Source organism: Brevibacterium renqingii (assembly GCF_017808095.1).
GTDB classification, from domain to species: domain Bacteria; phylum Actinomycetota; class Actinomycetes; order Actinomycetales; family Brevibacteriaceae; genus Brevibacterium; species Brevibacterium renqingii.
In genome coordinates this window covers 13102-36964 of the sequence record NZ_JADBHG010000003.1, presented here as the reverse complement: position 1 = coordinate 36964, position 23863 = coordinate 13102, and the positions used below count along the sequence as shown (strand labels likewise).

Sequence of the window (23863 nt, the reverse complement as noted above, 5' to 3'; positions counted from 1 at the left end):
GCTCTGCGGCAGACCTCTCATTCGTCGAGGAAACGCGAGACGTCACCAGCACCGACGCGGGCCACTTCAGGGAATTTGCCGGTGAAGTCGATGACCGAGGTCGGCACGACACCGGGAACTCCGGATTCGATGACGACATCGAGATCGTTGCCGAGCTGGTCCATCACATCCTCGGCGTGGGTGAGCGGGTCCTCATCGCCGGGCAGCAGCAGGGTCGATGACAGGATCGGCTCGCCCATCGCCTCGACGAGGGACAGGGCGGTGACGTTCTGCGGGATTCGAGCTCCGACCGAATGCTTCTTCGGATGCATCATCCGGCGCGGGACCTCCTTCGTCGCCTTCATGATGAACGTGTACGGACCGGGCGTCATCGATTTGATGGCTCGGAAGTCCGCATTGCCGACGATGACGAACTGTCCCAGCTGGGCGAAGTCGTGGCACATCAGTGTGAAGTGGTGCTTCGAGCCGAGGTGGCGGATGCGGGTGATCCGCTCGATGCCCTCCTTGTTGTCCAAGGCGCAGCCGAGCGCGTAGCAGGAGTCCGTGGGATAGGCGATCAGCCCTCCGCTTCTCAAGGACTCAGCGGCCTTCTCGATCAGTCGGTTCTGTGGGTTCTCCGGATGGATATTCAGTAGTGTCGCCATACTTCATGCTAACCACTCAGACCGCTGAGGGCGAGGGTCTCGCAGCGACTCTCCCGGTGTCGGGGTCCGAGGCCAGGAGGATATTCACCCACCGTGACCGCGGGTCCGCGTCGACGAGCAGCGCCTTGAGCAGCAGGGTCGCAGGCAGGGCCAGCAGGGCCCCGAGCCAGCCGAGCACCCACACCCAGAACAGCAGCGAGAGGAAGGAGATCAGCGGTGTCACTCCGACCGATTCGCCGGTGAACTTCGGCTGGATGATCGCCTGGATGACGAAGTTGAGAACGCTGTAGGCGATGACCACCCAGAGCGCGGCCTGCCATCCGCTGTCAACGAGGGCGAGCAGCGCGGGCGGGACGAGGCCGATGACGAATCCGATGTTCGGAATGTAGTTCGTCAGGAAAGCGAGCACGCCCCACACCCAGATGAGCGGCACATCGATGATGGCCAGGGCGATGACGTCGAGGAACGCGACGATGAGGCCGAAGATCGTCGCCACCACCCAGTAGCGTCGCACACCGCCGGCGAAATCGCCGAGGGAGGCCGACAGGGACGGCTTGACGTCGAGGAGCATCCGCATCCGCTTGTCGATGCCCATCGAATCCATCGCTACGAAGAACACAGCCATGATGACGGTGGTCAGCAGACCGGCGACCGATGACGCGTTCGACAGCAGAGGATAGATGGCGTCGAGGACCGAGCGGACGTCGAAGGCCTTGAGCTGTTCCTGGATCACCGAGGACGTCACCCCGATGTCCGAGAGCATCGCCAGCGTGCTCTGATAGGTGGCCGCGAGCTGGTTGCTGTAGCTGGGGATGAGGATGACGAGCTCGGCCACGGACCAGGCTGTGAGCCCGAAGAACGCGAAGATCATGCACAGCACGAGGACGACCGAGATGCAGGCGCCGATCGCGCGCGGGATCTTCAGTCTGGTGAGAATCCTCTGCACGGGATAGACGACGATGTAGAAGTTCAGCGCCAGGAACACAGGGGCCACGATGTCCTGGAGCCCGCGGAAGAACGACAGCGCATAGGCAAGTCCCGCGATCGTCAAGGCGATCATGAGAGCACGCGCGGGTGAGCGCGAGAACCAGGGCCGCGCCTCGGCTTCCGCTCCGGCTGAGACAGAGGTGACAGAGTCCCCCGCCGAGGCGGGCCCGCCGGACCCGTCCCACGCCGAGGCGGTCCCACTGGCCCCGTCCCCCGCTGGTGCCGAGTGCACGGAGGTCGGTTCAGCCCCCGTCGAATGCGCGGACCCGACTGTCGCCGAGGCCGAATCCGGCCGCGGGTCCGAACTCGAGGACGGAGCAGGCGCGGCAGGGCGGGCATGCTCGCCGGACGTGCCGACGGCGTCGTCGACGCCCGTGCCCTCTGGCTGCTCGTCCTCGTTCATTCAGCGCCTCCGCCGCTTCTCTCGAATGCGCATCGACACCTCGATCGGCGTGCCCTTGAAACCGAAGGTCTCACGCAGACGTCGAGTGATGAACCGACGGTAGCCGGGATCGAGGAAGCCGGTCGTGAACAGCACGAACTTCGGCGGACGCGACTGCGCCTGGGTGCCGAAGAGGATGCGAGGCTGCTTGCCGCCGCGCACGGGATGCGGATTGGCCGCGACCAGCTCGCCGAGGAACGCGTTGAGCCGACCCGTGGGAATGCGGGTGTCCCAGCCCTCGAGTGCCGTCTCCATCGCGGGCACGAGCTTCTCGGCGTGCCGACCGGTCTTCGCGGAGATGTTCACCCGCGGCGCCCAGGCCACATGCGAGAGGTCCCTCTCGATCTCTCTCTCGAGGTAGTAGCGGCGTTCGTCGTCGAGGAGGTCCCACTTGTTGAACGCGAGCACCACGGCTCGACCGGCCTCGGCGGCCGTGGTCACGATGCGCACATCCTGTTCGCTCAGGGGTTCCTGGACCTCGAGGAGGACGACGGCCACCTCGGCGCGCTCGAGCGCGGTCTGGGTGCGCAGCGCGGCGTAGAAGTCCGCGCCGCTGGCCTGATGTGCACGCCGCCGGATTCCTGCGGTGTCGACGAAGCGCCACTGCTTGCCGCCGAGCTCGATGAGTTCGTCGACGGGGTCACGAGTGGTGCCGGCGACATTGTCCACAAGCACACGGTCGGTGCCCAGGAGCTGGTTGAGCAGGGAGGACTTGCCGACGTTCGGCCGCCCCACGAGAGCCACACGGCGCGGCCCGCCCTCTTCGATGCGGGTGTCGACGGCGGAGACCTCCGGCAGGACGGTGAGGACCTCGTCGAGCAGGTCGGCCACTCCGCGCCCGTGCAGGGCCGAGACCGTCCACGGCTGCCCCATGCCCAGGCCCCAGAGTTCGGCGGCCATGAGCTCGCCGCGTTCGTCATCGACCTTGTTCGCCGCGAGGATGACGGGCTTCTTCTTCCTCCGCAGCATCTGCACGATCATCTCATCGGTCGAAGTCGGCCCGGTGGTCGCATCGACGACGAGCACGACGGCATCGGCCATGTCCACAGCGATCTCCGACTGGATCGCGATCCGCGAGGCCATGCCCTTCGAATCCGAATCCCAGCCGCCGGTGTCGACGAGGGTGAATGCCTTCGTGTTCCACTCCGCCCGGTAGCTCACCCGGTCACGGGTGACGCCGGGAACATCCTCGACGACGGCCTCGCGACGGCCGAGGATCCGGTTGACCAGCGTCGACTTGCCGACGTTCGGGCGTCCGACGACGGCGAGCACGGGGGCGGCCCCGAGCACGTCCTCTTCCTCGACCTCGAAGCCGTGAACCCTCAGCAGGGCACGGTCCTCGTCCTCGAGCTCGTAGCTCTCGAGCCCGGCCTCGAGTGCGGTCGCCCGCTGTTCGGCCTCCTCGTCGCTGATGCTCTCGACCCGGTCGACCAGGTCCTCATCGGGTGTTTCGTGGAATTCGGATTCGCTCATTGTGAGTCCTTCACCAGCTGCAGCACCGTCTCGACCACCTGGTCGAAGTCGATGTCGCTGGTATCGAGTGTGTACACTCCGTCGGCGGCCTCTGTGAAGCTCGTCGTGGCGGAGTCCTTCGCGTCACGGCCGGTGACCAGGTCTTCGGTGGCGGCGATCGCCTCGGCCTCGGTGTTTCCGTGCACTTCCTTCGCACGGCGGGCCACCCGCACCTCGTCACGGGCGGTCATGAGGATGCGCACCTCGGCGTCGGGTGCCACCACGGTCGTGATGTCCCGGCCCTCGACGACGATGCCCTCGGGTGCGGCGGCGATGTATTCGCGCTGCATCTCGATGAGCTCCTCGCGGGCGTCGACGACGCCGGAGACCGTCTGCACATTCGCCGACACGTCCGTGCCACGGATCTCCTCGGTGACGTCGATGTCGTCGACGGAGACGAAGAACTCGTCGGGGCTCAGCGAGATCTCGAGATCGGCCCCGCGCACCTGCTCGAGGACGTCGACGGGATCGGTGACCCCGCGGTTGAGGCACAGCCACGCCATTGCGCGATACATCGCACCGGTGTCGAGGTACTGGTATCCCATCCGACGCGCCACCTCCTTGGCGGTGCTCGACTTCCCCACTCCGGATGGTCCGTCAATGGCTACGACGCTCATGCAGTTCCTTCTTTCTCGATGGCGGATTCGGGGATCTGCCATCCCTTCGACAGCAATCCGATCTCCAGCTCCTGCTGGATGGCCGGAACCACGGACACGTCGACCATGCCGAGCTTCCGACCGGAGGCGTGATCCATGCGGAAGTCCTCGACATTGACGCCGAGGTCGCCGATGTCCTTGAACAGCCGGGCCAGGGTCCCGGGCGTGTCCGGAACCAGGATCGTGACAACAGCATAGGTGGTGGGCGGCTGCCCGTGCTTGCCGGGAATCCGGTCGTGTCCCTCATTGCCCAGAGCGATCGCCTTCGCGAGCAGCCCGGTCGAACCGGGACCGAGTTCGAGCGCGCCGATGACCTCGTCGAGTTCGCTCCGCAGATCCACGAGCACGGACCGGACCTCTTCGGCGTTCCCGGACAGTATCTGCGTCCACAGGCCCGGGTCGCTGGCGGCGATGCGCGTGACATCGCGCAGCCCCTGTCCGGCCAGGGCGATCTCCTCCAACGGTGCGTGCCGCAGCTGGGAGGCCACCAGAGAGGCGACGACTTGCGGCACGTGTGAGACCTTCGCGACCGCGGCATCATGGATGCGCGGATCGAGGTGCAGCACCGAGGCACCCGTGTCCTCGGCCATGGCGATGACCTCGCCGAGGCGGTCGGACGGTGTGTCCGCATCCGAGCAGATCACCCACGGCCGGGCCGTGAAGAGATCGGACTGCGCGGCGATGGCGCCGGACTTCTCCCGGCCGGCCATCGGATGGCAGCCGATGTAGCGATCGAGCTGGGCATGCGTGACGAGCGCCGTCACCGACTCGAGGAGACGGGTCTTGACGCTGGCGACGTCCGTGACCGTCGCGTCCGGGTAGGTCTCGAGCGCCGAGGCGATGACGCGTGCCGCGACATCGGGCGGGGTCGCGACGACGACGATGTCCGGGTCGGCGGCGGAGCCGGCGGACGCAGATGCGTCAGCGTCGGCCTGGGCGAGCACCCGTCCGGCGCCGAGGTCGGCGGCGAGCTGCTGAGCGGTCGGCGAGGCGTCCTCGAGGGTCACCTGATGGCCCTTCTCGCTCAGCGCCAGCCCCAAGCTGGCACCGAGCAGGCCGGTGCCGATGATGTGGACTCTCACAACCCGACGGCCTCGAAGAGGGCACCGACCTCATCGGAGCGCAGCGGGCGGATCTTACCCTGCTTCTGCTCGTCGAGCACGATCGGTCCGAACCTCAAGCGCACGAGCCGCTCCACCGGATGGCCGATCTCGGCGAGGAGTCGGCGCACGATCCGGTTGCGGCCCGAGTGCAGGGTGAGTTCGACGACGGACTTGCCCGGCGTCGAGTCGACGAGCCTGAAGTCGTCGACCTTGACGAAGCCGTCCTCGAGGTCGATGCCGGCCTTGAGGATCGCGCCGGCGTCCTTGGCCAGCTGCCCCTTGACCTTCGCGAGGTAGGTCTTCGGGATCTCGTAGCGCGGATGGGCCAGGCGGTTGCTCAGCTCTCCGTCGTTGGTCAGCAGGATGAGCCCCTCGGTCTCGGTGTCGAGACGACCGACGTGGAAGAGGCGCTCGTTGTTGTTGCGCACGTAGTCGGCCAGGCAGGGGCGCCCCTCGGGGTCGCTCATCGTCGACACGACACCGGCCGGCTTGTTGAGCACGAGGTAGACCTTCTTGGTCTGTGTCGAAATTCTCACCGTATCGACATGCACGGACTGCGTCTCGGGGTCGATCCGGGTGCCCAGCTCGGTCACGACGGAGCCGTCGACCTCGACGCGCCCGTCGACGATGAGCTGCTCGCACGCCCGACGTGAGCCCAGGCCCGCCTCGGCGAGCACCTTCTGCAGCCGCACACCACCGCTGATATGGGCATCCGATGTCTGGCCGGTCCCCGAAGCAGGCTTCCGGGAGGCCTTGGAATTCGTTGCTGCGCGCTGTTTTCGACTCGGTCGGTTCTGGCGCCCGCCGGGCGCACGGGGATCACGGTAGGGACTCATACTTCCATTCTCTCAAATCAATCGGCTGCTCGTGACATCTCGACGCTCTCATCGGCGATATCGTCCGAGCCGATCTCGGCGAGCACCTCGGTGTCTTCCGAGCCGAGTTCGGCGACGTCGGCGTCCTCGGGCAGGTAGGGGGCGATGTCCGGCAGATCGTCGATCGAATTCATCCCCATGGTGTCGAGGAACTCACGCGTCGTCGCATAGAGCAGCGCCGAGGTCGACGCCTCCTTCCCCGCTTCGACGATGAGTCCGCGCAGCAGCAGGGTCCGGATCACCCCGTCGACGCTGACGCCGCGGATCGCGGCGATGCGCGGTCGTGAGATCGGCTGCCGGTAGGCGATGACGGCCAGCGTCTCGAGCGCCGCCTGGGACAGCTTCGTGCTCTGATCTGCGGTGAGGAAGTCCTTGACGACGTCGTGGTAGTCGCCGCGGGAGAAGATGCGGAAGCCGCCGGCGACGTGGCGGATCTCGAACCCGCGCTGCCGACGGTCCTCGTCGCCGTCATAGTCGGCCTTGAGCACGGCGATGGCTTCGAGCACTGTGTCCTCGTCGAGGCCGAGCGAGGCGGCGAGCTCCCCGGCGCCGACGGCCGCATCGGTGATCATGAGCACGGCCTCGATGCCGGCGAGGATCTCGTCGTCGATCATTCGTCCTCTTCCAAATCGTTTGCGGAGTCCTCGTCCTCATCGGCTCCCGTGTCCCCTGCGGAGCCCTCGTGCGCTGATTCCGTGCCGGCGCCGGCCTCGTCCTCGTCGGCGCTCCAGGCGCCTTCGGTGCGCAGGTCGACGCCGTCCTCGCTCATCTCGGTGCGGTGGATGAGGAGGCGTCCGAGCGGTTCGGGCTGATCGAAGTCGCACAGCCCGACCTTGAACAGCTCCAGCAGGGCGAGGAAGCGGGCGACGACGACCAGAGTGTTCTCGGCCGTGTCCATGAGATCGGCGAAGTCGACCTCGCCGCTGCGCAGCAGCGACAGGATGTGTCCGCGCTGCTCGGACACGCTGACCAGCGGCAGATGGATGTGGTCGACGGCCACGCTCGGCGGGGTGTGGTCGCGTTGGAGCACGGTGGCGAAGATGCCGGCCAACTCCCCGGGACCGATGTTCAGCTGCAGCGGAGGCAGCACGTCCTGGAACTCGGCCTCGAGGCCGACGTCGCGGGGTGCCCGGATCGATCCGGCGGCCATCGCCTCGGCGAGGTAGCCGGACACGGACTTGTACGCCTTGTACTGGAGAAGTCGGGCGAAGAGGAGGTCCCTGGCCTCGAGCAGTTCGAGGTCGAGCACCTCCTCGCCCTCTTCGTGCGGGAGCAGACGCGCGGTCTTGAGGTCGAGCAGCGTGGCCGCGACGAGGAGGAACTGCGAGATCTCGGCGAGGCTCGCCTTGTCCTTGAGCTCGGCGGTGTAGGCGATGAACTCGTCGGTCACCTCGGCCAGCGCGATCTCGGTGACGTCGAGCCGGCGTTTCGAGATCAGCCCGAGCAGCAGGTCGAAGGGGCCGGAGAAGTTCTCCAGCTCCACCTGGAATCCCTGCGCGGCCTCCTGCACTGCGGCGTCGTTCAGGGTGCGCCTCCGCGGGCGATGAGCTCCCGGGCCAGACGCCGGTAGGCCTCCGAACCCGCGTGCTTGGGCGCGAAGCTCGTGATCGGCTCGGCGGCCACGGAGGCGTCGGGGAACTTCACGGTGCGATTGATGACGGTCTCGAAGACCTTGTCGCCGAAGGCCTCGGTGACACGCGACATGACTTCCTTCGAGTGCAGGGTCCGCGAGTCGAACATCGTCGCGAGGATCCCGTCGATCTCGAGCGAGGGGTTGAGCCGATCCTGGACCTTCTCGATGGTCTCGACGAGCAGGGCGACACCGCGGAGGGCGAAGAACTCGGTTTCGAGCGGGATGACGACCCCGTGGGCCGCGGTGAGCGCATTGACCGTGAGCAGGCCGAGCGAGGGCTGGCAGTCGATGAGGATGACATCGTATTCGTCGGCGACCTTCGCCAGTGCTCGGGCCAGCACCTGCTCGCGGGCGACCTCCCCGACGAGCTGGACCTCGGCGGCGGAGAGGTCGATGTTCGCGGGCAGGATGTCGATGTCCTCGAAGTCCGTGCCGACGATCACCTCGTGCGGGTCCAGCCGCGGGTTCATGAGCAGGTTGTAGACGCTGATGTCGAGGTCATAGGGGTTGAGGCCGAGCCCTACGGACAGGGCGCCCTGCGGATCGAAGTCGACGAGCAGCATCTTGCGCCCGTAAGCGGCCAGAGCGGCGCCGAGGTTGATCGACGAGGTCGTCTTCCCGACCCCGCCCTTCTGGTTGACCATGGCGATGATGCGGGCGGGCCCGTGCGAACTCAAGGGGGCCGGCTCCGGGAAATCCTGGGGCTCGGATGCTGCGGACCTCTGCTGGGGAATATCCAACGCCTCTTGCGTATTCATCACTCGGATGGCCACCTTTCGTTGCTCTTCGTCCAACCCTACCGCGCCCGGGGGTGCGAGGTCGCGTACACTTCCCGCAGTGTCTCCTCGGTGACCTTCGTGTAGATCTGGGTCGTCGTCACCGAGGCATGCCCGAGCAGCTCCTGGACGACGCGGATGTCCGCCCCGCCCTCGAGCAGATGCGTGGCGAAGGAGTGGCGGAAGGTGTGCGGCGACACTTCGACCTCGAGTCCGGCGTGTTCGCCCGCGGTCTTGACGATCTGCCAGGCGCTCTGCCGCGACAGGCGAGTCCCCCGGGCGTTGAGGAACAGCGCTCCCGCCGGCGAACTCGTCTTCGCCTTCGCCGCCATCGTCGGCCTCACTCGCGACACCCAGCTGCCCAGGGCGCGTGCCGCATGGGAGCCGAAGGGCACGATCCTCTCCTTCCCTCCCTTGCCGTAGACACGGACGAGTCCGGAGTCGAGGTCGAGGTCGTCGAGATCGACCCCGACGGCCTCGGAGATGCGTGCGCCCGTGGCGTAGAGGAGTTCGAGGAGGGCCGCGGCTCGGATCTGCGCGGGTTCCTCACCGGCCGCGGTCGCCAGCATCGCCTCGATCTCCTCGAGTGAGAGCGCCTTGGGCAGCCGCAGTCCTTCCTGCGGCGGGCTGACCTCGGAGGCCGGGTCGGTGGGGGCGAGGTTCTCGGCGAAGGCGAAGGTGTGGAAACGACGCACCGCCACGAGCGCGCGGGCCCGGGTCCGCGGAGCGAGGCCGGTGTCGAGCAGATGCAGTCCGTAGTCCTCGACCCGTCCCCGATCCACCTCGCCGAGGCGGCCGATCCCCTCATCGTGCAGCCAGGTCCCGTAGCGGGCGAGGTCACGGGCGTACGCATCGATTGAGTTCCGTGACAGGCCGCGTTCGAAGCGCAGGGAGTTGAGATAGGACTCGAAGCCGCGCCGCAGCCCCTCGGGCAGCTCCTCGGGCAGGAGTTCGGCCCCGTGCCGAGCCATGGCCCTCAGTCCTCGTCGGTGATGACTTCGGCCCCGCGGCCGAAATCGGCGCGGCCGTCGACGAGGCGACGCGGCGCTTCGACCGATCGCAGGCTCACGGGACTGCCCTCGGCCTCGGCGCGGAGCACGCGAGAGACCTGGAGGATCGCCAGCTGGGCGATCGCGTTCGTGATCCGCCCCATCACGACGGCGTCGAGCGCCTCGTCGATGTCGACCCAGCGGAAGCGGAGCCCGGCTTCCTCCTCGCTGCGCTCGTGCCGCTCGGCCTCGGGGACGAGGCTGATGTCTCGGGCGAGGAAGAGGCGCATCGTCTCGCTGCTGCCGCCGGGGGTCAGGCAGGAGTCGCTGAGGACCTCCCACCTCTTCGCGGTCAGATCGGCCTCCTCGACGAGCTCCCGCTTGGCCGCGTCGAACGGATCCTCACCGGCCACATCGAGCAGCCCCGCCGGCACCTCCCACAGGCGGGCCCGGACCGGGTGCCGGTACTGCTGGATGAGAAGGATCCGCTGCTGCTCATCGACCACGGCCACACCCACGGCGCCGGTGTGCGCCATCATGTCGCGGACGAGCCCGGGGGCCTCCGGCAGGTCGAAGGTCTCCCGGCGGACGTCCCAGACCGCACCGCGGTAGACGAGTTCGGACGCGGTGATGTTCGGGGTGTGGGTCTCGTCCTGCAGTGTGCTCATCGGCTGCCTCCCGGTGCCTCGACGGTGGTGGGAAAGGCGATGCCGCCGGCGCTCTCGCCGACGGCATCGCCAGAGTGGTCCGGGTCTTCGAGCTGCTGCCGAGTCTCCCGTGCCATGGTGTTGTCTCTCAGTCTCTCACTGATGCGCCCGGTCGCTCACTGGCGTTCCAGTGCCGCGGCCACCAGCCCCGCGAACAGCGGGTGCGGACGAGTCGGGCGCGATTTGAGTTCGGGGTGAGCCTGCGTCGAGACGTAGAACGGGTGCGTGGCCGCCGGCAGCTCGACGAATTCGACGAGCTCGCCGTTGGGCGAGGTGCCCGAGAATTCGAGCCCCGCCTCGGCGAGCTGTTCGCGGTAGGTGTTGTTGACCTCGTAGCGGTGGCGGTGGCGTTCATTGATCGTGCTCGCTCCGTAGACGCCGGCGACGACGCTGCCTTCGGCCAGCTTCGCCTCGTAGGTGCCCAAGCGCATGGTGCCGCCCAGGTCGCCCTCGCCTTCGACGATGGACAGCTGCTCGGCCATCGTCGCGATGACCGGGACCGCGGTCTCCGGGTCGAACTCGGAGGACGAGGCCGCCTCGATGCCGGCGACGTTGCGCGCGTATTCGATGACCATGCACTGCAGGCCCAGGCACAGGCCCAGAGTCGGGATCTGGTGGGTGCGCGTGTACTCGAGCGCGCCGAGCTTGCCCTCGATGCCGCGGATGCCGAAGCCGCCGGGCACGCAGACCGCGTCGAGTCCGGACAGGGCCTTCTCCGCGCCCTCGGGGGTGCGGCAGTCGTCGGAGGCGATCCAGTGGATCTTCACCTTCGCGTCGTTGGCGAAGCCGCCGTGGCGCAGGGCCTCGGTCACCGACAGGTAGGCGTCGGGCAGGTCGATGTACTTGCCGACGATGCCGATCGCGACCTCGCGGGCGGGATTGTGCACTCGTTCGAGCACCCAGTCCCATTTCGTCCAGTCGACGTCGCGGAAGGGCAGGTTGAGGCTGCGGATGACGAACACGTCGAGGCCGCCGTCGTGGAGGACCTTCGGGATGTCGTAGATGCTCGGGGCGTCGACGCAGGAGACGACGGCGTCGGTCTCGACATCGCAGGCACCGGCGATCTTCGACCGGATCGAGTCCGGCAGTTCGCGGTCGGAGCGCAGCACGATCGCATCGGGCTGGATGCCGATCGAGCGCAGCGTCGCCACCGAGTGCTGGGTCGGCTTCGTCTTCAGCTCTCCGGAGGGCCCGAGGTAGGGCACGAGGGAGACGTGGATGAAGAACACATTGTCCCGACCGATGTCGTGGCGGACCTGACGGGCCGCTTCGAGGAAGGGCTGGGATTCGATGTCGCCGACGGTGCCGCCGATCTCGGTGATGATGACATCGGGACGCTCGGCCTCGGGGCGTTCGGCCTGCGCACGCATCCGCGCCTTGATCTCGTCGGTGATGTGCGGGATGACCTGCACGGTGTCGCCGAGATAGGCTCCGCGGCGCTCCTTCGCGATGACCGAGGAGTAGATCTGACCGGTCGTGACATTCGCGGCGCCGTCGAGGTCGTTGTCGAGGAAGCGTTCGTAGTGGCCGATGTCGAGGTCGGTCTCGGCACCGTCCTCGGTGACGAAGACCTCACCGTGTTGGAAGGGATTCATCGTGCCGGGATCCACATTGAGGTAGGGATCCAGCTTCTGCATGGCCACCGTGAGTCCGCGCTGAGTGAGCAGGTGGCCGAGGCTCGAGGCCGTCAGTCCCTTGCCCAACGAAGAGGCGACGCCTCCCGTGACGAAGATGTGCTTTGCCGTATGTGTGCCACCAGGGCCAGTTCGATTCACCACGGGATTTGATTCTATCAAAGTCCGGCTCACGAATCCGAGGCCGCGTCGACCTCGGCGTACAGATCGAGCAGCGTTTCGGAGATCGCGGCACCGTTGCTGACGTCGATGACCCGCTTCTTCGCCGCCACAGCGGAGGTTCCGCGTCCCGTCGGATCGTCGAGAAGATGATTGATCTCACGCAGCAGCCCGTCGGTGTCGTCTGCCTCGACGCTCTGCGCGGCCTCGCCCCAGATGCCTGCGCGGCGTCCGCTGCCGATGAACACGGCCGGCTTCGACAGCTGCATGAGGTCCTCGTGGCTCAGTCCGGTCATCGTCTCGCTGGCGATGACGACGTCCGCTGCCGCGGCGACGTCGACGAGGTCACCGGCCGGAGCGACGATGACGCCGCGGTCGGCGAATTCGCGAGCGACAGTCGAACGGTCCTTGCCGGTGCCGGTGAGCACGGTGACGACCCGTCGGCCGGGACGCTTGCGGTTGATCTGGTCGGCGGCGTCGAGCACGGTCGCCAGCGCCGTGTGGTCGCGCAGGGCGATGGGGCTGGCGACCAGCCAGGTGCCTTCCGAGATGCCGAGTTCGCGTCGGACCTCCGCCCGCGGGGTGCGCACGGTGAGGTCGACGTCGATGTCCGGGTGGACGAGTTCGGCGCGTTCGACGACCGGGACCTTGCCGCTGAAGTAGTCGACGACGGGTTCGGTGGTTCCCAGCACGGCGGTGGCCGTGCGTCCGACGATGTCGGCACCGGTCTTCTCGATGACGTTCGCGGAGTCGAAGGACTCGACCGTGGCCACGACCTTCGGATGCAGGCGGGCGGGCAGACCGGTGAAGGCGAGTCCGGCGAGCGTCGCCGCGTGGAGTCCGTGCGCGTGGACGATGTCGACGTGCTGGTAGTACTTGTGAAGGGTGAAGGCGGTGTTCGGATCGGCCATGCTGAAGCGTCTGCGAGCGGCGAGTTCGATCTCGCGGAATTCGCCGGCCAGCTCCTCGGGAACACCGAACGTGCCCAGCAGCGACCGGTGTGCGGCGACGGCGACCTTGAAGCCCGCGCGGAGGTGACCGAGCACGGCGAGCTTCGCCACTTCGACGACCGGACCTGTGGTTTCGGCGAGCACGTGCAGAATCCTCGTGTCTGCGCTCAGTGGGTTGACCTCGCCGGATTCGCTCATTTCCTCATCCTCTTCTTTCGATCGACGCTGCTTCTAGCCTACCTGGGCTCATAGGAGTTCCGTGTAAAGGCTCACGAGTTTGTCGGCCACTTCCCTCTCATCGGGAAGCTCGGCTCCCCGGGCCCGAGCGCGGGCGCCCAATTCGGCCCTGCGAGCGGGATCGACGGCGAGCTCGGCGACCGCCTCGGCCAGCGCCCGATCATCGTCATCGGCCACGAGGATGCCCGCGTCGGCAACGAGTTCGGCGCTGCCGCCGGTGGCGGTGGCGACGATCGCCTTGCCGGCCATCAGCGCCTCCTGGAGCACGAGTGCCCGGGCCTCCCACACGCTGGTGAGGACGTAGACATCAGCGGCGGCGGCGAGTTCGGCGACGTCGTCGCGGGCGCCGAGGAAGTGCAACGGGGGAATCGTCTGGGCGGCCGCGAGCTGATCGTACTGCGCGCGGACATCGGCGAGCACCGCTTCGTCGGCGGCGCCGGCGATGAGGACGACGAGCGCAGGGTCGGCTGCGTCCCGGTCCGAGTCCTCAGCGGGGCCGTGTCCGGCTTCCGGTTCCTCGCCGAGGCGGCCGAGGGCGCGCACGAGCATCGGATAGTTCTTCTGCCGCGCCACGCGGCCGACGGCGAGCACGATGACCGCTCCTTCGGAGAAGGAGTATTCGGCGGCCAGGCGGGCACGTGCGGTGCCGGCCGCCTCGGCGCTGATCTGCTCGACCTGCGGGGCCGCGGCGGGCAGGAAACGCGCATCGCTCGCACCGAGTTCTCGGGCCCGTTCGACGAGGTCGGTGCTGGCACCGAGCACGAGGTCGGCCCCGCGGGCGAGCATCGTCTCCACCTGGGTCTCGACTTTCGCCCGCAGCCCGTGCCCGCTGGCCCGGTTGTGGAGGCTGAGGACGAACCGCGGCCGGGCCCGCAGGGTGCGCAGGGTGAGCAGGGTGATGAGTCCGGCGCGGAATCCGTGGGCGTGGACGATCTCGGCATCGAAGCTGCGCAACAGGGTGCGTTGGCGCCTGACCAGCGCCGCATCGCCGACGCCGAGGCCGGTGCCCAGCTCGAGGGCGGCGAAGCGGACACCGGGCAGCCGAGAGAAGCCGAAGTGCTCATCGGTGGCGGCGGGGCCGATGACGCCGACCTCGTGACCGGCGGCGGCCATATCGCGGGCCAGCGCGCGCACATGGGTGCCGACTCCCCCGGTCGAGGTGCCGAGTGCGTAGACGATTCTCATGACTCATCCTCACTGTCAGCTCGTGTGGTTTCGGACGAAGTGCGTTCGGTGCGGTCGGCGAGCAGTCGGCGGATCTCGCCGAGGAAGCCGCGGTCGGCGACGAGGACGATGACGGCGAAGACGACGCAGCCCAGCAGGGCCGCGGCGATGCCGGCGATCACGCCCGAGCTCGCAGTGTTGTCGAGCACTCCCCCGATCCATTGGGAGGTCACGATGCCGGCGGTACCGGCGACGACGGCGGCTCCCACAGCCAGCAGTCCGCGGCGACCGACGAAGGCGAGCCCAGTGGGCCCGAGCACGCGGCGGATGGACACGAGCAGGAATCCGCCGGCCACGCTCATGCCCAGCGCGTAGCCGACGCAGATCGCGACCAGGGTCAGCCCGGGATCCCCGTCGGCATTCGTCACCAGGATGGCGACGATCATGCCGACGATGACGAGGACCCACCCCGTCGTCGTCGCCGCGGCCGAATGGCGGGAGCGTTCGAGAGCGTAGAACACGCGGGTGCCCCAGGCGACGAACGACCAGCCGGGCACGGCCAGGGCCATGACCATGATCGCCCGCCCCATCGAGTCGAAGGGCACGTCGGCGACGTCTTTGGCGGCGTCGATGGCGGTGAAGAAGGTCTGCAGGGGTCCTGCCGCCGACAGCAGGATGACGGCACCGAGCCCGCCGATGGTGAGGATGAGCGCGGTCGTCGTCGAGGTCAGGGCGCGCAGGCGCACCGCTGCCTCGGCACGTTCGGCCTCACTCGCCTCGGGGGTTCTGCTCCGGCCCGCCCAGGTCGACAGGGACGGGAACATCACGGTCGCCACCGGCACGGCGAGCACCGCATAGGGCAGGAGGTAGACGGCGTTGATGTAGCTGAAGAGGACGAAGGTGCCTTTGCCGCCCGAGTGGTTCGACAGCGTCAGGGTTGCGAGCACGGCCGCCTGCTGAGCCAGCAGCGCCGCCATTCCCGCTCCTGCCAGGCGCAGCACGCGGTGGGCGACTCCGGGTGGGAAGGCGAAGGTGGGGCGCAGCCGCAGACCGGTCGAGCGCATCGGCAGCGCCAAGGGCAGGGCCAGTGCCGCCACGCCGAGCGTGGTGCCCCAGCCGAGCCACCCGAGGTGGGTCTGCCAGCTGTCGTCGGTGCCGCCGACGAGGCTGTAGGCGATATAGCTGCCGATGACGACGAGGCTCGACAGCAGCGGGGTGAAGGCCGGCCAGAGAAACTTCCGGTGCGCCTGGAGCACACCCGTGAGCACGGCGCCGATGCCGTAGAGGACGAGCTGCGGGGCGAACATCAGCAGGAACTGCGCGGTCGCCTGGACCTCGGCGGATTCAGGGGTCTTCGCGTCGACCAGCAGGTTCGCGATCTCAGGGGCGAAGACGGCGAGGATGATCGACAGCGGCAGGGTGACCGAGACGGCCCACGTCAGCAGCGCCGAGGCGATGCGGCCGGCCGTCTCCCGGTCCGAGCGCGCCAGCGGGATCGCGAGCAGCGGGATGACGGCTCCGGCCAGGGCACCGCCGGCGACGACCTCGAAGAGGATGTTCGGCACCTGGTTCGCGCTCTGGTAGGCGGTGCCGACGGTGCCGGCGCCGACGGTCGGTGAGAACACCAACCAGCGGAGGAATCCGACCAGTCGGGTGAAGAGGGTGATGATCGAGACGAGCAGCGCCGTGGAGGCGAAGACTCGAACGAGCTTGCTCACACGTCCTCGCGGCCGAAGGAGTCGATCTCGCGCAGGCCCGGGGTCGCTTCGATGACGGAGGTGAAGGACACCTTCTCGCTGGCCAGGGTGAGTCCGGCGAGGACGGCGAGGATGATGCGGCGCCCGACAGGGTCGGCGGTCTCGGCCAGGATCGTGCCGATGGCCGCTCCGAGTGCGTTCGCCCCCGTATCGCCGAGCATGACCTCCCCGGCCAGGTCGTCGGGCCAGGCGGCTGCCGAGGCGCCGGCGATCGCGGTGGCGGGAGCCCAGGACACACCGTGGACGTGGTCGGCGAAGGCCACGGTGAGCAGCCCGGCCTTGAGCGTCCGGCCGGGACGGAGGTCGAGGAGGTTGAACAGGTTCGCCGATCCGGCGATGACTCCCCCGGTGACGACGATGTCGCAGGCCTTCGCCGCCCAGGAGATCCCCTCGTCTGGTCGGGCGCAGCCGAAGAGCCCGGTTCTCCGCGAGCCGGTGCGCAGGATCGCGGCGGCGGCGATCGAGGCCAGCGGGATCCCGGCGACCTTGATCGCCCCCGTCGTGATCTCGCCGCGGGCCAAAGCGCTGAGGTGTCCGCGCAGGCCCTTCGAGGTTCCCGATTCGCAGAAGTCGTCGACGGCGCCGAGGCTGCCGGCCGCGCCGGTGGCCAGCAGGGTGGCCGCGCGCTGGCGGGGGTCTTCGATGAGCAGGCCGCCGGCCAGCAGGCCCGCGGTCACGGCCGGGCCTTCGATCAATGAGACCTCGCGGCCGGCATGGTTGGTGCGCACGACGCTGTCGTGGGTGCGCAGCCGGGATCGCAGCACGGCCTTCGTCGCGGCGAAGCCGGCGAGCCCGGCCACGGCGGAGCTGACGATGGATCGGATCATTGCGCGTCGCCCTTCTTCGTCTCGGAGGTCTTGGCGGGCAGTATTCCCTCGGCATCCTCGGCGAATCCGAAGTGTCCGTGCTTGCCCTCCTCACCGGCGGCCAACGCCCGCACCGCGATGACGGGACCGGCTCCGAGGCCGAGCCCGTCGACGGTGCTGGCCCGGGACTTCTCGGTCCGCAGCACGTTGACGAGTCCGTTCTGGGCCGATCCGGCGTCGCCGGCGACGACCACCGAGGCGGCTTCGGCGGTCAGCGCGGTGACGAAGTCGGTGACCAGGGTGCGGGTGGCCTTGTCATCGCTCGCCTCGGGGCTGGGCTCCGTCTCCTCGGCCAGGGTCGAGTTCTCGTCGTCGATGACGATGAACAGCGAGGTCGTCTTGTGGTCGGTGTCGGTGCGCAGGCGGTCGGCTTCGACGAAGGCGTCGTAGAGCTTCGGCGACTTCTTCTCCGCGGCCTTGCTGTCGTCGGCGTCCTCGAGCATCGAGGCATTGCCGGTCAAGGCGATGACGAGCGCCGCGCGGATCGCGGTCGAATCGTCCTGCGGCAGGGCCGGCACGATGGTGCGCAGCTGTTCGAGGAAGTCGGCGGAGTTCTCGAGACTCAGCGTGTTCGGCACGAAGGACACGTCGCCGGCGATGGTTCCGTCGGCTTCCTTGACGCGGTTGCTGACCTCTTCGACCTGTTCGGGGTCGGCCTCGGGGCCGGCGATGATGCTCACCGCCTGGTCCTTGAGCGCACCTTTGATGAGTTCGGGGGCCGCGGCGGTGACGAATTCGTTCTGCTTGTCGATGTTGCCCTTGGCCGCGTCGAGGTTCGAGCGCAGATTGTCGCGGTCGGAGCGCAGCGCGTCGACCTGGCTCTGCAGGGACTCGCCGATCGGCTCCTTGAGCGGTCCCGCACCGAGGACGATGCCCACCGCGAGGGCGAGGAAGACCGAGACGAGGGAGACGAGGTGGTAGCGGAAATCAATCACTGGTCAGTCCTTGGATGAAGCCGACGGATTGCGGCGTGGTCGCGGGATCGGGTCCGAAGAGGGAGCCGACCCAGCCGAAGAACCCGTCGAGTTGGGCGCCGATGAGGCCGAGGAAGGTCTGTCCGGCCGAGGTCGCGGCCAGGGCGACGCCGAGGGCGACGAGACCGGCGACGATGAGCACGGCCAGCTGCAGGCTGGAGATGCGCTGCCGGTAGAGCAGGGACACGCCCTTGGCGTCGATGAGCTTCGACCCCACGCGCAGCCGGGTGATGAACGTCGAGGCCATGCCCTTGCGTCCCTTGTCGAGGAACTCCATGACGGTGTCGTGGGTGCCGACGGCCACGATGAGTTCGGCTCCCTTGTCGTCGGCGAGCAGCATGGCGATGTCCTCGCTGGTGCCGGAGGCGGCGAAGGCGACGCAGTCGACGCCGAGGGACTTCACGCGCTCGGTGCCCGGGGCGTTGCCGTCGCGGTAGGCATGGACGACGATCTCGGCTCCGGAGGTCAGGGCGGTGTCGGACACGGAGTCCATGTCGCCGACGATCATATCGGGACGGTAGCCGGCCTCGATGATGGCATCGGCGCCTCCGTCGACGCCGATGAGCAGCGGCCGGTATTCGCGGATGTAGGAGGACAGCATCGCCAGGTCCTCCTTGTAGTGGTAGCCGCGGACGACGATGAGGACGTGCCGGTCGGTGAAGCTCGTATTCACCTCGGGCACGACGAGTTCGGCCGAGAGCAGGTCGGAGTCCTTGCGGATGTATTCGATCGTGTTGTCGATGAAGTCCACGAGCACGGAGTTCATTCCGGCCTCGGCCGCGTGCATGTCATCGGCGATGGTCTCCTGCGTCTGCAGCACACCCGCGGCGATCTCGGTGTCGTCGAGGAGGACGGCGTCGCCGTCGGTGCTGATCTCGTCGTGTTCGTCCACGGCGTCGAAGATCTCGGTTCCGACGGCGTCGATGAGGGGGATGCCGGCGTCGACGATGATGCCCGGTCCGAGGTTCGGGTAGCGGCCGGAGATCGATTTGTCAGCGTTGATCACCGCGGCCGGGCGGCAGGCGACGAGGGCTTCGGCGGAGATGCGGTCGATGTCGGAGTGCTTGATGACCGCGATATCGCCTGCTTGGAGGCGTTTGGTGAGGTCTTTCGTGCGTCGGTCCAGCCGGGCAGGAGCCGGACCGGACCGGGTGGGTGCGGCGGGGTTCTCGCGGTGTCTGCGCACGTTCATGGTTCGCCCATCATCTCATGTGCTCATGGCGTCGGCGTCCTTGCCCTGCCGTGCCGAGTCAAGCAGCTCCGCGGCGTGGGCCTTCGCCGAGGCGGACTCGTCCATGCCCGCGAGCATGCGGGAGAGTTCGACGACCCGTTCGTCCTCCGACAGTTCCCGGACGCCTGAGCGCACCGTCTCCGCATCGTCGTCCTTGACGATGGTCACATGCGTATCGGCCCAGGCCGCGACCTGCGGCAGGTGGGTGACGACGATGACCTGCGCATTGCGGGCGAGCTTGGCCAGCCGGCGGCCGATCTCCACGGCGGCCTTGCCTCCGACGCCGGCGTCGACCTCGTCGAAGACATAGGTGGGGATGGATTCGCTGGCCGCGCGCACGACCTCGATGGCGAGCATGACGCGGGAGAGCTCACCGCCGCTGGCGACCCTGCCGATGTCGTCGGGGGTCGAGGATTCGTGGGCGGCGAAGGTCAGCCGCACCTCGTCGGCGCCGTGGGCGGCGGGTTCGCGCTCGGTGATCTCGAACGCCACGCTCGCCTTGGGCATCGACAGGGCGGCCAGCTCCTCGCTCACGGCGGCCGAGAACTCCTCGGCCGTGCGCGTGCGGATCGCGGTGAGCGCGGCGGCCGCGGATTCCATCGCCTCCCGAGCCTCGGCCAGTTCGGCGTCGAGGCCGTCGAGGTCGCGGTCCTCGGCCTCGAGTTCGGCGAGTTCTGCTGCCGACCGGGTCTCGAATTCGAGCACCTCGGCCACGTCCTGCCCGTAGGGGGCGAGGGTTCCGAGCTCGGCGCGGCGGGCCTCGGTCTCCTCGAGCGAGGTCTCGCCGAGTTCGTCGAAGCCCGAGAGGTAGGAGGACAGTTCGGCAGCGGAGTCCGACAGACGCAGCACTGCGTCGCCCAGGGCTTCGCGGATGGTGACGAGATCTTTGTCGGAGCCTTCGACATCGGTCACGGCGCTGATGGCCTGGTGGACGAGGTCGACGGCGGCCCCGGCGTCATCGGCCTCTCCGCCCAGCAGCAGGTCGTGGGCGGTGCCGACGGCGCGGGTGATGTCGGCCGCGGCGCCGAGTTTCGCCGACTGCGCGGCCAGGCTTTCGTCCTCGCCCGGTTCGGGGCGGACGGCATCGATGGCCTCGAGGCAGCCGCGCAGCCACAGGATGCGTTCGCGGCGGGCAGCGGTGGAGTCCTTGATGCGGGCGACCCGGGCCTCGGTCTCGCGCCAGGCCTCGAAGGCGACACGGTAGCGCTCGGCCACCTCGGCGAGCTCCGCTCCCCCGGCCGCGTCGAGGAGTTCGCGCTGCTGGGCGGTGCCCTTGAGCCGCAGCTGTTCGGACTGGCCGTGCAGAGTGATGAGGTCGGCGGAGATGTCGGTGAGCACGGAGATCGGCACGGTGCGGCCGCCGGCGGTGGCTCGGGCACGTCCCTTCTGCGCGACGGTGCGGGAGATGATGGCCTCGTCGTCGGCGCTGCCGCCGGCTTCCTCGATGCGTTCGCGCACAGGCTCGGCGACGCCGGTGAAGATGCCTTCGACCTCGGCCTTCTCCGCTCCCCTGCGGACGACCGAGGAGCCGACCTTGCGGCCCATGAGCAGCGACAGGGCGGAGACGAACATCGTCTTTCCGGCACCGGTCTCACCGGTGACGACGGTGAAGCCCGTGTCGAGTTCGACTTCGGCCTCGGCGATGACACCGAGGTGGGAGATCCGCAGTTCGGAGATCATTCAGGCCTCCTTGATCGGTCCCCGCCAGCCGGAGACGGGCAGACGGAATTTCGCGACGAGTCGGTCGGTGAAGGGACCGGTGTGCAGGCGGGCGAGCCGGATCGGCGATTTCGAGCGGGTCGCCTCGATGCGGGCCCCGGCAGGCAGTTCGAGGGCGCGCCGACCGTCGCACCACAGCACGGCGGCGAAGTCCGGGTTGCCCGGTGAGATCTCCACGCCGAGGCGGGAGTTCGGGTTGACCACGAGCGGTTCGGCGAACAGGGCGTGGGCGGAGATCGGGACGAGGATGAGCGCTTCGACCTCCGGCCAGACGATGGGACCGCCGGCGGAGAAGGAGTAGGCGGTCGAGCCGGTGGGGGTGGCGAGGATGACGCCGTCGCAGCCGAAGGAGGACACGGGGCGGGCGTCGACGCCGAGGACGACGTCGATCATCCGCGATTTCGAGGTCTTCTCGATGGTCGCCTCGTTGAGCGCCCACGCGTTGAAGATGTTCTCGCCCTCGTGCCAGACGGACACGTCGAGGGCGAGGCGCTCCTCGACGAGGTAGTCGCGCTGGGAGGCGCGGTGGACCGCCTCGGCGAGGTCTTCCCTCTCGCTCTCGGCGAGGAAGCCGACGTGGCCGAGGTTGACGCCCATGAGGGGGACGCCGGAGCCGTGGAAGCGTTCGGCCGCACGGAGGATGGTGCCGTCGCCGCCGAGGACGATGACGAGTTCGCAGGCGTTCTTCCACTCCCCCAGTTCGGACGGATCGATGATGGTGCAGTGGCGGAGGATGCTCGCCTCTTCCGTCATCTCGGTCTCGCGGGCGCGGATGCCGATGATCTCGTCGTCGAGGACGACGGGGGTGACGCCGTCGTCGAGGAGAGCCTTGAACACGCTGACGGCGGCCACGGCCGACTCTTCGCGCTGCGGGTGGAGCAGCACCATGATGTGTCTGGTCATGCCTCTCCTCTCATGAGCTCGTCCAGGTGGGCGGGGATGGCTGCCTCGTTGAGCCTATCGGACTTCAATGGGGTTCGCCCCGGTCGAACACGCAGGAAATACTCCCTGTTTCCGCTGGGTCCGGGCAGAGGCGAGGGTGCGATGTCGACGATGCGTGCGGCGTGTTCGGCGATGGCCTCACATACGGAGTCGAGCGCCCGACGGCGACCGGCCGCGGAGGTGACGACGCCGTGTTTGTCCAGCGCCGAGCGTGCGAGTTCGAACTGGGGCTTGACCATGAGCAGGAGTTCTCCGTCAGCGGAGGTGGCCTGGAGAAGCTCGCCGATGAGCAGGCGCAGGGAGATGAAGGAGACATCGGCGACGACGAGGTCGACGATCGGCACGTCGGAGGCGGAGAGTTCGCGGAGGTTCAGTCCCTCGCGCACGTGCACGCGCGGGTCCTCGCGCAGGCTCGGAGCCAGCTGGTCGTGGCCGACGTCGACGGCCCAGACTTCGGCCGCGCCGGCGTGGAGGAGCACCTGGGTGAAGCCGCCGGTGGAGGCTCCCGCGTCGAGGGCGGTCAGGCCGGTGATCGTGGAGCGGTTGAGGTCGAAGGCGTCGAGGGCGCCGAGGAGTTTGTGCGCGCTGCGGGCCACCCAGGGGTCGGGTTCGGTGACGGTGAGTTCGTCGGTCTCGGCCACCTCGTGGGAGGCTTTGATGACGGTCCGGCCGTTGACGCCGACGCGGCCGGCGGCGATTTCGCGGGCCGCGCGGGAGCGGGAGCCCAGGAGGCCGCGTTCGACGAGTGCCCGGTCGAGTCTGCTCACAAGGAGCCCACCTGCGCGTCGAGGGCGTCGAGCAGGGAGCCGAGGTGATCGTGCCGTTCGGCAGCCGGGGCGTCCTTCGCCTCTGCGAGCTGGGTCCGCCAGTTCTCGACGGGCACTTCGCCGCTCACCGAGGCCGGTGTCGGGGCCGGTGTCTCGCTCACTTCTCCTCCTCGGTCGGTGATGGTGCCGTGCGCGCCTCGGTGATCGTGCGGGGCAGGTTCCCCTCGGCCAGGATCGCCTCGGCGTCGGTGGTGCCGGAGTCGATGGCGTCCCAGGCACGGCGCAGCTCGGCTTCGATCCGGGGGCAGTCGCCGCGGTCCCCGCCGGTCATGAGGGGTTCGAGGCCGCGCAGGCTGGGCAGGATGAACGTCGGTCGGCGTTCGGGGGCGGCGCGCAGGGCGTCGTGGATGTCGTGGATCCCGGTGAGGACGAGCGCGGTGTCGAAGCCGGCCGCACGCCCGCCTTCGATGTCCGTGTTGAGCCGGTCGCCGACCATGAGCGGGTGGTGCGCGCCGAGGCGGTCGGCGGCGAATTCCATCATGTTCGGGGCGGGTTTGCCGACGATGACCGGTTCGGTGTCGGTCAGCCGGGAGATGAGCTCGACGAACGCTCCGTTGCCCGGGACTCTGCCCGTGTCGGTGATGAGCGAGTAGTCGGGGTTGCTCGCCCACCATTCGGCTCCGGAGCGGATGATCTCGCAGGCACGCACGATCTTCCGGTAGTCGATCTCCGGGTCGAGGCCCTGGGCGAGGGCCACGGCATCCTCGTCCGCGGGGTCAGCCATGTGCAGCCCCGCGGTCTCGAGCGCGGTCCGCAGTCCGGTCGTGCCGAGCAGGTGGACACGGGCGCCGGGACCGAATCTCTCCGCCAGGCGTTCGGCCAGGACCTGCGCCGAGGTGGTCACCTCGTCCGCGGTCGCCTCGATTCCCAGCCTCGTGATGTTCTCAGCGGTCGCCTCGGCGGTGCGGGTGGCGTTGTTCGTCACATAGCTGACGGGGATGGAATGCTCATGCAGCCAGGTGATGCCGTCGACGGCTCCGTCGATCGCTCGGTCGCCGTGGTAGACGACGCCGTCGAGGTCGAACAGGACGCAGTCGATCGGCACGCCGGAGGTCTCAGGCGTGGAGCCGATTCTCGTG

23 protein-coding genes are annotated in these 23863 nt (G+C 68.4%); all 23 read right to left on the bottom strand.

Translation table 11 applies throughout. From position 1 onward, the window contains the following. Positions 1-17: 17 nt before the first annotated feature. Positions 18-644, bottom strand: coding sequence for an L-threonylcarbamoyladenylate synthase (locus IIE29_RS07625; RefSeq protein ID WP_209324654.1), 627 nt, complete (start codon positions 642-644; stop codon positions 18-20). 16 nt (positions 645-660) lie between these two features. Next, the gene (locus IIE29_RS07620; protein WP_246475817.1) at positions 661-2034 is read right to left on the bottom strand and encodes an AI-2E family transporter; all 1374 of its coding nucleotides are present in this window, start codon (positions 2032-2034) and stop codon (positions 661-663) included. Then, positions 2035-3546 (bottom strand): ribosome biogenesis GTPase Der, encoded by a 1512-nt coding sequence (der, locus tag IIE29_RS07615; RefSeq protein WP_209324653.1) that lies wholly within the window; start codon positions 3544-3546, stop codon positions 2035-2037. After that, positions 3543-4202 carry a (d)CMP kinase gene (gene cmk, locus IIE29_RS07610; protein WP_209324652.1) on the bottom strand — a complete coding sequence of 220 codons (660 nt, stop codon included), beginning with the start codon at positions 4200-4202 and terminating at the stop codon, positions 3543-3545. The genes der and cmk overlap by 4 nt, the downstream gene beginning before the upstream one ends. After that, positions 4199-5323 (bottom strand): prephenate dehydrogenase, encoded by a 1125-nt coding sequence (locus tag IIE29_RS07605; protein ID WP_209324651.1) that lies wholly within the window; start codon positions 5321-5323, stop codon positions 4199-4201. Before IIE29_RS07605 ends, cmk begins: the two co-directional genes overlap by 4 nt. Next, on the bottom strand, positions 5320-6180 hold the full coding sequence (locus IIE29_RS07600; protein ID WP_209324650.1) for a pseudouridine synthase: 861 nt from the start codon (positions 6178-6180) through the stop codon (positions 5320-5322). The genes IIE29_RS07605 and IIE29_RS07600 overlap by 4 nt, the downstream gene beginning before the upstream one ends. A 17-nt stretch (positions 6181-6197) precedes the next feature. Then, positions 6198-6833, bottom strand: coding sequence for an SMC-Scp complex subunit ScpB (gene scpB / locus IIE29_RS07595; protein ID WP_209324649.1), 636 nt, complete (start codon positions 6831-6833; stop codon positions 6198-6200). After that, complete coding sequence (locus IIE29_RS07590; RefSeq protein ID WP_343071838.1) at positions 6830-7702, bottom strand: segregation and condensation protein A; 873 nt, start codon at positions 7700-7702, stop codon at positions 6830-6832. Before IIE29_RS07590 ends, scpB begins: the two co-directional genes overlap by 4 nt. A gap of 38 nt (positions 7703-7740) precedes the next feature. Continuing rightward, entirely contained in the window at positions 7741-8610 is an 870-nt protein-coding gene (locus IIE29_RS07585) for a ParA family protein (protein ID WP_209324910.1), read from the bottom strand. A gap of 38 nt (positions 8611-8648) precedes the next feature. Next, a complete protein-coding gene (xerD, locus tag IIE29_RS07580; RefSeq protein ID WP_209324648.1) occupies positions 8649-9599 on the bottom strand; it encodes a site-specific tyrosine recombinase XerD in 951 nt (316 codons plus the stop codon). A gap of 5 nt (positions 9600-9604) precedes the next feature. Next, positions 9605-10285, bottom strand: coding sequence for an NUDIX domain-containing protein (locus IIE29_RS07575; protein WP_209324647.1), 681 nt, complete (start codon positions 10283-10285; stop codon positions 9605-9607). 155 nt (positions 10286-10440) lie between these two features. Further along, on the bottom strand, positions 10441-12120 hold the full coding sequence (pyrG, locus tag IIE29_RS07570; protein WP_216629644.1) for a CTP synthase: 1680 nt from the start codon (positions 12118-12120) through the stop codon (positions 10441-10443). 8 nt (positions 12121-12128) lie between these two features. Continuing rightward, positions 12129-13265, bottom strand: coding sequence for a glycosyltransferase family protein (locus IIE29_RS07565; RefSeq protein ID WP_209324645.1), 1137 nt, complete (start codon positions 13263-13265; stop codon positions 12129-12131). 48 nt (positions 13266-13313) lie between these two features. Next, complete coding sequence (locus IIE29_RS07560) at positions 13314-14489, bottom strand: glycosyltransferase family 4 protein (protein ID WP_209324644.1); 1176 nt, start codon at positions 14487-14489, stop codon at positions 13314-13316. Then, complete coding sequence (gene murJ / locus IIE29_RS07555; protein ID WP_209324643.1) at positions 14486-16186, bottom strand: murein biosynthesis integral membrane protein MurJ; 1701 nt, start codon at positions 16184-16186, stop codon at positions 14486-14488. Before murJ ends, IIE29_RS07560 begins: the two co-directional genes overlap by 4 nt. Then, positions 16183-17052 carry a hypothetical protein gene (locus IIE29_RS07550; protein WP_209324642.1) on the bottom strand — a complete coding sequence of 290 codons (870 nt, stop codon included), beginning with the start codon at positions 17050-17052 and terminating at the stop codon, positions 16183-16185. Before IIE29_RS07550 ends, murJ begins: the two co-directional genes overlap by 4 nt. Further along, complete coding sequence (locus IIE29_RS07545; protein ID WP_209324641.1) at positions 17049-18026, bottom strand: copper transporter; 978 nt, start codon at positions 18024-18026, stop codon at positions 17049-17051. Before IIE29_RS07545 ends, IIE29_RS07550 begins: the two co-directional genes overlap by 4 nt. Next, complete coding sequence (gene steA, locus IIE29_RS07540) at positions 18019-19257, bottom strand: putative cytokinetic ring protein SteA (protein ID WP_209324640.1); 1239 nt, start codon at positions 19255-19257, stop codon at positions 18019-18021. The genes IIE29_RS07545 and steA overlap by 8 nt, the downstream gene beginning before the upstream one ends. Positions 19258-19272: 15 nt before the next feature. Then, the gene (recN, locus tag IIE29_RS07535; RefSeq protein ID WP_209324639.1) at positions 19273-20976 is read right to left on the bottom strand and encodes a DNA repair protein RecN; all 1704 of its coding nucleotides are present in this window, start codon (positions 20974-20976) and stop codon (positions 19273-19275) included. After that, positions 20977-21918: an NAD kinase gene (locus IIE29_RS07530; RefSeq protein WP_209324638.1), complete on the bottom strand. Its 942-nt coding sequence runs from the start codon at positions 21916-21918 to the stop codon at positions 20977-20979. It lies immediately after the preceding gene. Further along, a complete protein-coding gene (locus IIE29_RS07525) occupies positions 21915-22724 on the bottom strand; it encodes a TlyA family RNA methyltransferase (RefSeq protein ID WP_209324637.1) in 810 nt (269 codons plus the stop codon). Before IIE29_RS07525 ends, IIE29_RS07530 begins: the two co-directional genes overlap by 4 nt. Beyond that, entirely contained in the window at positions 22721-22885 is a 165-nt protein-coding gene (locus IIE29_RS17125; protein WP_209324636.1) for a hypothetical protein, read from the bottom strand. Before IIE29_RS17125 ends, IIE29_RS07525 begins: the two co-directional genes overlap by 4 nt. Then, positions 22882-23829, bottom strand: a complete 948-nt coding sequence (locus IIE29_RS07515) for an HAD-IIA family hydrolase (RefSeq protein ID WP_343071837.1) — start codon at positions 23827-23829, stop codon at positions 22882-22884. The genes IIE29_RS17125 and IIE29_RS07515 overlap by 4 nt, the downstream gene beginning before the upstream one ends. Between the last annotated feature and the right edge of the window lie 34 nt (positions 23830-23863).